At 35.0% G+C, this 13,523-nt stretch carries 9 protein-coding genes; 2 read left to right on the plus strand and 7 right to left on the minus strand.

What is annotated here, in order from left to right; all coding sequences use genetic code 11:
- The first annotated feature begins 195 nt into the window (after nucleotides 1-195).
- Complete coding sequence (locus tag P2W75_RS16740; protein WP_276381366.1) at nucleotides 196-630, plus strand: DUF6526 family protein; 435 nt, start codon at nucleotides 196-198, stop codon at nucleotides 628-630.
- An 84-nt stretch (nucleotides 631-714) separates the two neighbouring features.
- On the opposite strand, the gene P2W75_RS16745 is transcribed toward P2W75_RS16740, so the two are convergent.
- On the minus strand, nucleotides 715-1,875 hold the full coding sequence (locus P2W75_RS16745; RefSeq protein ID WP_276381367.1) for a hypothetical protein: 1,161 nt from the start codon (nucleotides 1,873-1,875) through the stop codon (nucleotides 715-717).
- Nucleotides 1,876-2,096: 221 nt separating this feature from the next.
- On the opposite strand from P2W75_RS16745, the gene P2W75_RS16750 reads away from it, so the two are divergent.
- Entirely contained in the window at nucleotides 2,097-3,011 is a 915-nt protein-coding gene (locus tag P2W75_RS16750; RefSeq protein WP_276381368.1) for a hypothetical protein, read from the plus strand.
- Nucleotides 3,012-3,392: 381 nt separating this feature from the next.
- Here P2W75_RS16750 and P2W75_RS16755 read toward each other — a convergent pair whose 3' ends face one another.
- From P2W75_RS16755 to P2W75_RS16780, 6 genes are all read right to left on the minus strand, one after another.
- Nucleotides 3,393-5,411 carry a glycoside hydrolase family 97 protein gene (locus P2W75_RS16755; RefSeq protein WP_276381369.1) on the minus strand — a complete coding sequence of 673 codons (2,019 nt, stop codon included), beginning with the start codon at nucleotides 5,409-5,411 and terminating at the stop codon, nucleotides 3,393-3,395.
- A 26-nt stretch (nucleotides 5,412-5,437) separates the two neighbouring features.
- Entirely contained in the window at nucleotides 5,438-6,682 is a 1,245-nt protein-coding gene (locus P2W75_RS16760) for a glycoside hydrolase family 71/99-like protein (protein ID WP_276381370.1), read from the minus strand.
- Nucleotides 6,683-6,957: 275 nt separating this feature from the next.
- Entirely contained in the window at nucleotides 6,958-8,463 is a 1,506-nt protein-coding gene (locus tag P2W75_RS16765) for a RagB/SusD family nutrient uptake outer membrane protein (RefSeq protein WP_276381371.1), read from the minus strand.
- Nucleotides 8,464-8,487: 24 nt separating this feature from the next.
- The gene (locus P2W75_RS16770) at nucleotides 8,488-11,487 is read right to left on the minus strand and encodes a TonB-dependent receptor (RefSeq protein ID WP_276381372.1); all 3,000 of its coding nucleotides are present in this window, start codon (nucleotides 11,485-11,487) and stop codon (nucleotides 8,488-8,490) included.
- A 28-nt stretch (nucleotides 11,488-11,515) separates the two neighbouring features.
- Nucleotides 11,516-12,598 (minus strand): hypothetical protein, encoded by a 1,083-nt coding sequence (locus P2W75_RS16775; RefSeq protein ID WP_276381373.1) that lies wholly within the window; start codon nucleotides 12,596-12,598, stop codon nucleotides 11,516-11,518.
- An 8-nt stretch (nucleotides 12,599-12,606) separates the two neighbouring features.
- Nucleotides 12,607-13,128 (minus strand): DUF5004 domain-containing protein, encoded by a 522-nt coding sequence (locus P2W75_RS16780; RefSeq protein WP_207295710.1) that lies wholly within the window; start codon nucleotides 13,126-13,128, stop codon nucleotides 12,607-12,609.
- Between the last annotated feature and the right edge of the window lie 395 nt (nucleotides 13,129-13,523).

The raw sequence follows: 13,523 nt of genomic DNA on the forward strand, positions 1-13,523 counted from the left end.
CAAAGCCATTTAAATGAATGATGCAATTGAGGCTTTTTCTTCATTATTGATTATTACTAAGACAAACTGTGACAAGTTTAGATTATAAAGAGAACATTGGTTATGTTAGTTTATTTTTGAGAAAAAAGCTATTCTATTCATTTAGGGTAGCTTTCTTTTTTACCTTTAATTCAAATTTATAATTCCCTCCAAATCATGAAAATACAAACGTATTACAACCATATCCGATTTTACACCCCGCACCATTTTGTGTATTATCCGCTTCTGACATTGTTTTTAGCAGGAAGCATTTATTTTGCCTATACAACAGACGAAACGCTTATCTGGTCATTTATAAGCGTTATTTTCGTATTTCTTTTCTTCTTGGCACTCATGCTTCGCCAGCATTATGCTTTAATTCTTCAAAACCGAATTGTTCGCTTAGAACTTCGTTATCGTTACTTTACGTTAACTGGAAAACGTCTAGAAGAATTTGAACATAAATTAACCGATGCTCAAATTTTTGCCCTTCGCTTCGCTCCAGACAATGAGATTCTTCCGTTAATTGAAGATGCGGTAAAGAACAACCTCAGCGGCGATGCGATCAAAAAAGCAATCGTGCACTGGAGAGCCGATTATAATAGGGTTTAAACTATTAAATTATAAAAAAAGAAAATCCAAATTCCAAGTTTAAAATTGGAATTTGGATTTTTTATATTTAAAATTTTAAAATTTTTATTTTCTATTGAATATCATATATAGTAAAAACAACACCAGCCAAACAGAGAATATTACGGCAAAAAATATCGGCATAATAGACGGATGAAGGAAATTGGGTTCGTAAAAATAACGTTCCAATGTTTGGAGTTTTTCATTTAACGCTTTTCGGTCAAAACTATTAGGGAGATAAATGGAAAAAACATCTTTATTTTTTTTATTCTGAAAAACGGAAGCAGTCAATTGTTTCGGAACAATATTCGTTTCGATATTAAACTTCTTCAATAAAGTATCTAGTTTTTGAAACTGATATTCCAAAGAATCTTTTTTGTATTTATAAAGAAGTTTATATCGATGTACGGCAGCTGTAAATTGCTGCTTATTAATTGAATCGCCATGAACTGGTTTATATAGCGATTTATTCATCAGAAAAATACAAATATCTTCATCGTATTCTGGATGAACCTCAGCACCTTTAAAGATAATCTGAGTGCTGTCTTTTAGAATACTCTTTTTGATGATTCGATCTTTCAGAATATTTTTATCAAGTCCCACAAAATCCAGAATTGAATCGGTTTTTTCTGAAACTTTATTATAAGTTTCAGTCAGGACTTTTAAAGTATCGATGCTGTAATAACTGGTTTGAGTACTAAATTGATCATGAAACAATAATTCTTGTTTTTCTTCTTTAATAACCGGATACGGTCTTGGATACAAGATGTTCTCGTAATTAAAGAGTTTTTCAGAACTGAATGAGGTCGAACCATATAAAAATGGATTAAGCGTATTTAGCAGTTCTTTATCGGCATTATATTCTTTTTCAGACAGTTCACTTTTAAGTTTTGCATTTTGTCCAAAACTAAAGCTGATAAAAAATGTAAATGTAAAAAACGAAACCAGCAAGAGTAAACCGCCAATTTGTAGCACTTTCGCAAACGAATAGCGTTGTTTCGAATGATTTTTCAGCAAAAAAATCAAAAAGAAAAGTAAAAACAAACCGCTTACAAAAAAGTGCGAAATCGAAACATCATCGTAAAATTTGAATCTGTAAAATTCAGAATAAATATCTATTTTCTTAATTCCTTCAAAAGTAAAATAGCCGTATAGAAAATAAGCTAAATGTATAATGGCAAGAATGACAAATGATTTTACGAAGTATTGTTTCAAATTTTTAGTCATATTTTTCAGAGTTTATTTCAAATATATCGATTTTAGACATGAATAGCAATCCGAAAAGTGATTGATATTGGCAAAAGACAAATTTTAGATCGTTTTTCAAAACAAATCAAAAAACATAGTAAACTGATAATCAAAATAATAAATCCACAAAACAAATTTGAAAGATTTTTTTGACTAACTTTATTCTGCTTATTCAACAATAACCTAAAACCATCAATCTCATGAAAAAATTAGTTTATTTATTGATAATTCCACTTACTCTCTTTTCGGCAAAAGCACAGACCACCGCTGAAATTACTCCCGAAAATACTTTAATCTCTACAAATAATGATGATCGAAAACTACTAAATAATGATGCAGATGATCTGCCGTGGCATGCTAGGAGATTTAAAGTCACGGCTGGTGCTTTTTTTCCGGTAAATAATACTCAGATTCAAGTCGGTAGAAATAATGGGCAACAAGGAACAGAAATTGATTTGGAAGATGATTTAGGTTTTTCTAAATCAAGCACTTCTTTTCTTGGAACTTTTGACTGGCGTATTTCCAGAAGGTCAAGACTTGGTGCAGAATATTTTGTATTGAATCGAAATTCATCTAAAACTTTGCAGAAAGAAATTACATTTGGAGATAATACGTACAATATAAACACACGTGTTTCTGCTTTTTTCGATGTGCAAATTGCGAGAGTAGCTTACGGATATGCAATTCTCTCAAAACCAAAATACGAAGCAGGATTGCTTATTGGAGCCCACGTACTTTTTGCTGATTTAGGTTTGCGTGTTGAAGCGAATCAGGCACAAGCTGAAGTGAGAGATAATTTTGCTTTTACAGCTCCTCTACCCGACGTTGGTATTTGGGGCGAATTTGTTTTAGGAAAACGTTTTGGGCTGTATGCCAATGCTAATTATCTGGCACTTCAAATTGATAACATTGACGGCCGAATTGTCAGTTACAATCTTTCTCTTCTGTACAATGTGCATGAAAATTTCAGTCTGACTGCTGGCTATACGGGGTTAAATTTTAAAATTGATGCTGTCGAAGATCGTTTAAACGGTTTCCTAAAATGGGGATATAATGGTCCAACCATTAGTGCAGCCTATACATTTGGGAATCATGTAAAATTGTACAGACATTAAGGTTTTGGAAATTCCAAGATTTTTAAATTCAAATTCCAAAATATGTTATTAAATATGTGTCGCTCCTATGGAGCTTATTAGTTTGATACTATTTCTTCTATAGATATTAGACTGCTACGCAGCATTAGTTTTTATAATGATGTTGTATTTTACTATCTATTAAAAAGTTAAAAACTTTAATGAATATTTTAAACGATCATTAATTCAACAAAAAGCCCTAGAAGGGCGATATATTTATAGAATACAATTACCCAAAGAAAATAAGCTCCAGCGGAGCGAAATATAAATGTAGAATCTAACCCTAAAAACAACTGAGGCAGATACAAAAAACGCGACAGATTTAAACCTGTCGCGTTTTACACTTAAACTTAACTCAAACTATTATTTTTCGATTGGAGTAAATTTTATGGCTGTTCCTCCTCCAGCTGCCAATTTAATATTCAATTCGCTTTTGTTAGTTACTTTTTGCTTAGAGATAGTAACTGGATACGGATTGGTTTTGTAATTCGCCCCTGCTCCATCTGCATAGATTTCGGCTTCGTATTCTTTTCCTGCGTCAAGGAAAGAAAGTGTTACTTTTAAATCTCTGGCATTTCTATTGGTAATAGAACCTAAGTACCAATTTTTCTCGTCCCAGTCTTTACGGACAATGGTTGTATATTCTCCAATTTTTGAGTCCAAAACTTTTGTATCTGACCAAGTACAAGGAACATCCTTAATGAATTGGAATTCAGGTTTACCTTCATAATTTTCAGGTAAATCGGAAGCCATTTGCAACGGACTGAAAATAATAACATACAATGCTAATTGATTGGCTAATGTTGTTTGTACTCTCGCTCCAGATGGTGTTTTGTAATCAAAATTGAAATTCCCCGGTGTGTAATCAAAAGGTCCAGAAAGCATTCTTGTAAATGGTAAAGTGGTTAAATGCTCTGGTGTATTTCCTCCATCTACAGACCATGCATTGTATTCCTGACCACGTCCACCTTCTTGAGACATGAAGTTTGGGTAGGTACGCTGCAAACCTGTCCCTTTCATCGGTTCGTGGTTGTCGATCATAATATGATATTTCGCAGCTGTTTCGATCACTTTTCGGTAATGACGTGCTCCGTACTGGCTGTCGTGCCATTCTTTTTTATCCAGATATTTGTTTACATAACCTGTTTTAACCGAATTCACGCCCATTTTCTGGTACAATTTAAATGCATCTTCTAACTGGCTTTCATAATGTTTTGAAGCTCCAGCCGTTTCGTGATGTCCAATTAAACGAACATTTTTCATAGCAGCATATTTGGTGATTTCTTCCAAATTAAAATCAGGATATGCTTTAACGAAACTAAATGCAGAACCATCTGCTGTCCAGTCACCATCCCAGCCTTCGTTCCATCCTTCTACCAATACGCCGTCGAAATTATTTTTTGCTGCAAAGTCAATGTACTCTTTGGTATTTTTAGTCGTTGCTCCGTGTTTTGGTCCTTGTCCCCATGTGAATTTTTCTAAGTGCATTCCCCACCAGATTCCGATGTATTTTGAAGGTGTAATCCAAGAAAGATCTTCAATTTTTGATGGTTCGTTTAGATTCAGCATGATCGTAGAAGTCGCCACTTCTCCTGGATTTTTACCCACTACAATTGTTCTCCAAGGCGTTTTAAATGGCGTTTCAGCATATACTTTTACACCATCAGCCCACGGCACAAGATCACTTTTGTATTGTTTGTCACTTGTTTTTAAAAGTGTCATCGAAGCAAAATCAGTTAAATTGGCTTCATGAATCGCTACATACAGTTTATTTTTTGTTTCAAATGTGGCTGGTGTGTTAATCGTATCGGTTTTGCTGATTGGTGTTTTACGATATTCACTTTCGTAATAACTGTTTTCACGGTGTACCGGAATCCACCACACATCGTTATTATCTTTAAAAGTGAATTGTGTTACTTCATTTGAAATTTTTACTTTTCCTAAGTTAGGCTGTTTTGGGAACTCGTAGCGGAATCCTAAACCGTCATCAAAAACTCTGAAAATAATATCTACCAGACGCTCTTCACCTTTCGATTCTTTCAAATGTACAATAAGTTCATTGTGATGGTCACGAACTTTTTTGAATTCTCCCCAAGGTTGTTCCCAAGTTTCATCGGCTGATTTTTCTTCGGTGGAAACCACTTCAAAACCGTCTGTCATTTTTTGGATTTCCTGAAACTCAAATCCCATTAAAGAAGGTTCTATAACTGATTTTCCGTTTGAAGAAAAACTGTACTGAGGCTGACCTGACGGCGTTAATTCAAAAATTAATTCGGCTACTTTTCCAGGCGAACTGATTTTGTATGTTTTTTTAGTACTGCAGGCAAATAGCATCACCGAAGCCAAAGCCAGTAAACAGTATCTATATCGTATGTTTCTCATTATTTAAATTGTATTAATTACAGCGCTTATTTAATTTCATTTATTAACTGTTTTGCTTTTGCAGGCTGCATTGAAACAAAATAATTAAAAGCCTGATCCAGTTTTTTCTGGGTATCGGCATTGCCTTTCTTTTGAACACGCAGGTTGTACATTTTACTGATTTCAGGAAAAACGGATTCGGTGTTTTTTACTCCGGCAAATGTTTTTATTTTTTCTATGAATGTGTATCCAAATTCTACTGTTGGCTCGATCATGGTTCCTTCTCCAAAGTCATTCCAAGTGATTAATTGTAAATAGTTCACATTGGCATTTTTAGCCATTTGAAGTGTTTCATCAAGTGTAGCTCCGTTTTTATGATCAATTGTCCATCCAATCGCTGCTCCGCCTCCGCCTTCGGCATAAAAATCTTTAAAACCCGGATAAGCGCTTCCCATTGCAACCGAAAGGTTTGGTTTGGTATTGGTATAAAAATTAATCAAAAAGCTATTGTCTTTGTAAACCCATGCATATTCTCCTGATGCATTTACACCAGCGTCTGAAGATTCGCCCCAAAGAGTTAAAAAAGTAGGTTTTGTGGTTAAGGTATTGAAAACGTTTGTCCATTCGGCAGGCGTTTGCAATACAATTGGACCAAAATTCAGCAATAATGGTTTTCCATTTACTTTGATGTAATTGGCATCACTGAAACAATTTTTCTCTAAATAGGCTAAATCCGTTTTGGCTGCGCTGGTTACTGAAATTGCTTTTCCAGCGTTTACTACATTAGTTGTTACACGATCTTCGTAAACTATGGCATATTCTAAACCCACTTTATCGAGCATAGCAATAAGCTGTTCTGTATTTTCTTTTACCATTCGGTAGTCGTTGACATCGTAAGTCCCGTACCAGTCGATCAAAACGCCGTCAATTCCTGAGTATTTCATCAATAATAAATGATTCTCAATCACACTTTTATCTCCAGAATGGTAAGGCCCAATCATTGGATAATAATAAGCCGCAATTTCTCTTTGATTGTTTGCGCCTATATTGTTTGGATTTTTATTTGCCATTGTCCAGTGGTATCCCCATTTTTTATCGGCTGAACTTTCGTTGGTTTCAAACCAAGGCATATAATGAACGTAAATTTTGGTGCTGTTTGTTTTTTCAATCGCAACCGGCTCGACCACTTCGGGTTTTACTGGTTCATCTGAACCTTTATCATCACTGCTGCAGCTAGAAACGAGTAAAATGTTCATTATTCCAAAAAACAATAATGTGATATATCTTTTCATAATTGAGGTTCTATTTATTTTATAATTAATGCTTTAAAAATTTAAACACATAGAAACATAGCTTTTGAAACTTAGGAAAAGGTATTTCATTTGCATCAGCGAACATCGCTATGTGCGAGAAATGAGCTTCTTTCTTTATCCTAATTTTGCACATAAAAATCTATGTTTCTATGTGTTAAATACATCTCTTATAAATCCTGTTTTGCTAATTAATATGTTTAAAAACATGTCAGCCTTCCACGACTAACCAACATGGAAGACTGACATTCTGTAATTTAATACCCAGGATTTTGTATTAAATTTTTGTTTGTTGTTAAAACGGTACTTGGTATTGGAAAAATTGCTCTGTAAGCAGGCGTTGTTCCTTTTTCCCACCATGGCTGGAAGAATGTTCCAAAACGAATGTTGTCTGTTCTTCTTCTTCCTTCAAAAGCAAATTCTCTAAGTAATTCCTGATCGATAAAATGCAGGTCGATTACTGCTGGCATTTCTGCTCCTGCTCGTGTTGTGATTTGCTGTACAAAAGGTTTTGCCAAATCTGGAGAACCTAAACGCACGTAACATTCTGCCTGCATCATTAAAATTTCAGCATAACGAATTACTACTAAATCGTGATCACGCTCCCATGTTTCTCCGGCCTTCATTTCGTATTTCCCTAAACGTACACCTTCATTGTCTTTTGCGTTAGCAACGCTTGTTACATCTTCTGTATAGGTAAGTGGTTCTCCATTGTCCATGATAATTACTTGTCCAGTTGCCATGTTGATTTGATCTCCGGCTACCATACATTTCTTTCTTTTGTCGGTATCAGCAAAAGCAGAATAAACTCCCGGCTGTGCACATATTCCGTTTGCACTCCATGGATAATCTGTTCCTGAAACTGACATTGTTAATCTGTGTAGATAATGGCAAGACATTGAGTTCATGTAATTTCCAACTGTTCCTGCTTTTGAGTCGTAAGGAATCGCAAAAATAATCTCTGGAGATTTTTCATTTTGAGTTGAAAAATTGGTAAAGAAATCTGGTGTTAAAGTATATCCAGAAATTTTCTGGCACATATCGATACAATCCTGCCAACGTGCTGTTCCGATAAAAGCTTCTGAATTCAGATATAATCTTGCTAAAAGAGCATACGCTACATTTTTTGTCATTTTAGAATACACCACATTTGATGTTAAGTGCGGAATAGCATCTAATAATTCTTTTTCAACAAAATCATACACTTGTTTTCTTGTAGAATTTGAAGGCAATGAAGTATCTTCAAAATTTACAACAATAGGCACGTTACCAAAAGCATCCAATAGGTTGTAATAGTAATACGCTCTTAATGCTTTTAATTCAGCATAAATGGGTGCTTTTGCAGCATCTGTCAACGATGATTTATCGATTTGATAAATGATAGAGTTGATTTTTGCAATTCCAGTATAGTTATAACGCCATGCCGAAAGAATCAAACGGTTGTCTGCTTTCCAAGTATGTTTTTGTGCATCTTGATATTGTCCGCCATCGTACCAGTTGGTTCCTCTTGTTGGAATCGTAGCTTCATCAGAAACGGTTTCATTCAAAAAGAATACGAACTCACAGGTTGGATAGTTATTTGATATTCCGTCAGCGAAACCTCTTAAAGATGAATACGCTCCTCCTACCAATGCATCAACTTCTTTTGGCGTATTTCCAAAATTTCCATCTTCTACTCTATCATATAAGTCTTCACTTAGATCGGTACATGATATCGTAAAAAGCATACTTACTACTAATGCTCCTAATATTTTGATTTTCATTTTTTATATTTTTGAGTTAATCGCTTAGTTATTCAAAGTGAAATTTAATCCCACAGAAATTGTAGTTGGTCTAGGATAATTGTTGTACTTATCGATACCTGGCGCTGCTAATCCTGTTTGGTCAGCACCATCTTGTGCATTTAAACCAATCTCTGGATCTACTCCTTTGTATTTTGTAAATACGGCAAGATTTTCTCCCATGATGTACATTCTTAGTTTTGATTTTTTCATGTTCAATGGCAAAGTATACCCAACTGAAACGGTTTGTAATCTAAAGAATGACGCATCTTCAATCCAGTAATCAGAATATTTTGGAGCCGATGTAATACCGCTGTTTAGGAATCTGTCTGGAACATTGTACGTTGGAAGCCTGTTTGGATCGTTCAACATCATGTTCGTAGCATTTAAAGCTTTTTGTCCGAACATTCCATAACCAGAAACTCCAAGATCAAAGTTTTTGTAGGTAAAGTTCATCCCAATACCTAAAGTCAAATCAGGCTGAATGTTTCCTAAAGCTGTTTTGTCAGCATCCACTAAAGCGCTTTCTGGTACAACATCTCCTGCGGCATTGTAGTACTGGATTTTTCCATCGGCATCAAGTCCTGCATTTCTGAATCCCCAGAATGTTCCAACTGGATATCCTTCCGCAATAATCTGAGAATATTGTCCCGACATACCTGCTAAACCGTGTAATGAACCGCTGTAAATAACATCCGTTTTATAAGTTGGGTTTGATAATTTCTCGATTTTCTGAACGTTGTGTCCAAGCGTTACATTAGCATTCCATGTAAATTTATCTCCTCTTACGATATCAGCATTTAAAGTAAGTTCAACTCCTTTGTTAGACATTTCTCCAACGTTTGCCAGCATAGTTCCTACTAAATACGGAGGCTGAGGCACTTCGTAAGTGTATAATAAATCGTGAGTGTTTTTTTGGTACCACTCGAATGAACCTGTAATTCTGTCAAATAAACTGAAATCTACTCCAATGTTTAATTGTCTTGTTGATTCCCATTTTAAATCAGGATTTGGGTTTTGTTTTGGAGAATACGCTAAACTCCATGTTCCTGTAACTGGATCGTAGTAACTGTCGTTTCCAACTCCTAAAATAGAAAGCGATTTGTACTCGCCAATTCCGTCTTGGTTACCAGTAACTCCATAACCTGCTCTTAATTTTAATGATCCTAACCAGTTTTTTGTAGAGCTCATGAAGTCTTCGTTAGAAATTTTCCAAGCGACAGAAGCTGATGGGAAAGTTCCCCATTTATTGTTTTCTCCAAAACGGCTTGAACCATCTCTTCTTACAGTAGCTGTAAGCAAATATTTTCCATCGTAATTGTAGTTAGCACGTGCATAAAAAGAAACTAAGTTTGATTTTCCTTTGTATGAATACACGTCACCTAAACGATAATTATAACCCGCTCCTAAATTGTTGTATCCAAAAGCATCTGTTACGAAACCTGAACGCTGTGCGCCAAAACCTTCGTAAATATTTTCAAGATAAGAATAACCCGCAAGAGCGCTGATATTGTGTTTGTCGATTACTTTATTGTAATTTACGTAAAGTTCTCCTTGTGCATTTGTATATTCAGCATATGTTCTTTGTGCATATCCAGACTCAGAACGTCCTTCCATAATCGCGTAAGTTGGTTTGTAAGTTCCGCCTTTTACTGCATTATGTTCTAACGAAATGTTAGCCACTGCTTGAAAATCATTTAGGAATTTAACTTCTGTTTTGAAATAACCTAAAAGTCTGTGTCTTTCATTATCGACTGTTCTGTTGGTTAAAATTTCAACTGGATTTTCGTAAAGTGTAAAGTTTACATTCGTGAAATTTCCGTTTGCGTCATAAACCGGAATTGTTGGGTTTAAGTTATAAGCACGTTCAAAAATTCTGTAATCAATTGGATTCCATTTGTCGATATTCGCAAATAATCCCATATCAAATTTTACATCTTTGTTATCACCTAAATATTGGTAAGCGTTGATGTTTCCGCTGATTCTTTCTAAACCTGATTTTTTAATAACGCCTTCATTGTTTAAATATGAAATAGAAGTTCTAAAACCACTATCTGCTTTTCCTGAATTGATACTTAAAGTATGTGACTGAGAAATTGCAGTCTGCTCAATTGCTTTCTGCCAGTTGGTGTTGCCGCCAAAGTCAACTGCATCCATATTTCCAGTCTGACGAACATATCCTCTCCATTGGTTTGCCGATAATAAATCAAGATTATCAGCAACATATCCCACACTTGACTGACCGTTGTACACTACAGAAACGCCTTTAGTTCCTGATTTTGTGGTAATGATAATAACTCCGTTTGCTCCTCTTGATCCGTAAATTGCAGTTGCAGAAGCATCTTTAAGAACGTCAACCGATTTAATATCTGAAGGCTGTACCACGTTGATATCAACACCAGCAATTCCGTCAACTACAATAAGCGGACTGTTGCTTGCTGTTAATGAAGTTCCTCCACGTAAACGAATAGTAGCACCCGCCGCAGGGTCTCCTGAAGGACGAATAATGTTTAATCCGGCTACTTTTCCTTGTAAAACCTGTTCTGTAGAAGAAATAGTTCCTTTTACTAAATTATCTGCCGTAACAGTTGAAATTGAACCTGTTAAATCAGATTTTTTCTGAGTTCCATATCCCACAGAAACCACTTGAACCTCATTTAATTGATATCCATCATTTTTAAGGTTAACATCTAGTTTTGTGGTTGATGATGTGATTTGTATTTTTTGAGTGGTTGATCCGATGAATGAAACTTCGATTGTACCTCCTACGGCTACCTCCAATGTAAATTTACCGTCAAAATCGGTTGTAGTGGCATTTCGCGTTCCAGTTTCGATAATCGAAGCTCCCGGAAGTACAGTGCCAGTATTGTCATAAACTGTACCTGTTACAAGCTTTTTTCCCTGCGCAAACATTCCTGCCGAAATAAAAAGCATGAAAATCATGAATACGAGCGATTTAGTAGTCCACATTTGATGCAGGACTATTCTTTTATTTTTACTATTCATTAGAATGATGTTTAAATTTGATAGTGAATTATTTGTCTAAAGTTTTAAGCGGAATTGTGGTATCCGAAATTGTTTTGTCTTTGTTGTCTTTTACCACAATATGAATTTCACTTAAAGCTGGAGAATCCTTTAGTTCTGAAACTAAATTGACAAATCCTTTTATCTCTGCTGTACCTCCTGAGAATTCACCAGTAATGGTTTTAGCACCGGCAGTAATCGTGTAGATTAGTTTATTTACACCTGGCTCATTGTTTTTTCTATACATTCCCAAGAAATCTTTCTGGCTGATTTGTAAAGGAAAATATCCAAAAATTGGTGCTGGCGGCGGTTCGTAAGCGCCTGCATATAAAACCTGATCTGGAATAGTTCCTGCCCAGTCATCTTTTACCATAAGGAAAACTAAATTTTCCATAACGTAACCATCTGGAGCATTGTAGTAATCTTTCGGAACTAAATCCATTTTATAAAAGCCGTTTCCTAAATCTTTCAGTTTTGTTTTTTCAACAATATCTGGCAACCAAGACTGATATTCTTGTTTGATATCCCAATTGTTTAATCCGCTATGCATGTGAACGCTTGTCGCGCCTGCAAATCCTGGAGCTAAATTGGCATTAAACAAAATGCTGACCCCTTTGTCTAATGTTGGTTTAGTTGGATAGGCTCTGATTAATTCATTTGCCGTGTAGAAAGTTGTAAAGTCAGTGTACGGCATATTGGCCACATCACTTTGTTTTGATCCATTTTTGTTTTTCAAACGAAACCAAAATCCTGCACTTGCTGCAATTTCAGCCGGAGTTTTAGAAAAATAAACAGTTGGAGTTAAAGTAAAACTCCACACTTTATTACCCACATAACTTAATTTTGCAAAGTTTGAAGAGTTTTCCCAGTTTCCTGCATCTGGTTCAGATGGAGACCAAATCCAAATGTATAAATCTTCGTTTTCTAAAAATGTAGTTCCCGAAAGGTCAAAATACCACGTAACCTGCTCATCATATTTGTACACGACCGGAAATGATGACATTGGCCCTACAGCTCCTGCGTTCTCTTGTGCCTTAGTAAAAGTTGGAGCCATCAAAAGGGCAAGTAAAATTGTATATAGAAATTTTTTCATATTACTTTTTAGTTAATAGCATTTAATTTAAATACATAAGTCACAAACGTTGTTCCGCCTGAAGCATGCGATAATTGGAATTCCATTTCGCCATTTTTTCCAGGAACTGATGTTACTCTAAGTTCGTCTGTTTTTTGAGTTTTCTGTGCATCGCTGTACAAGTAGATTTTTACAGGATTTGCATTGGTCTGCTGAAAATCTGAGCTTAATTGCCAGTATCCCTTTGGAGCAAATAAAGGAGGTACATTACCTGATACTTCATAACTAGTAGGTTTGTTTTTTTCATCTACATTAAATTGGATTTTAAAATCCTCGTAATTGAAATACATACTCAGGTTTTCTTCGCTTGGTTCGATCTTATTTGCCTTCGCAAATTCGTCAACCATTTTCAAATTTGTTAGTCCCCAGTTACCATTTACTTTCTCATAAATTGTAATGGGATCTACGTAGCTTCCATCTTCTGTATTGTCGCAGCTAACTGCAAAAAAACACATAAAAAGAGCTAACCAATAATAACTTTTACTTCTCATAAATTTTTGGTTTTTGTTAGTTTTCCATCCTATCAAAAGGACGATACGAAACTATCTCTTAAATAATTCTAAAAAAAAATATCTGTGAAAAATCAAGATATAATCGACCCGTTTTAAAACATAAATTATTAAAAATCAATATTTTAAAATATTTTTGTATTTAAAAAAATCAAGGTCATGTTTAGACTAAAACAGCCTGTAAAATAATGGTAAATATGACAATATGGTAATTTTATGTGAATATTTTTTCGGTATACATATATATAATTGCTTTTTATTGTATAATTGCAAAATATTAAAGTACTTTTAACAAATAACAGCCTTTTACAGCCTTATAAAATGCTTTTATTACCATTCTCAAAAGTAAATTCCTGATTTCAAAAACTGCTGACCAT

The sequence above is a fragment of the Flavobacterium sp. H4147 genome (assembly GCF_029360735.1).
Lineage (GTDB): Bacteria > Bacteroidota > Bacteroidia > Flavobacteriales > Flavobacteriaceae > Flavobacterium > Flavobacterium endoglycinae.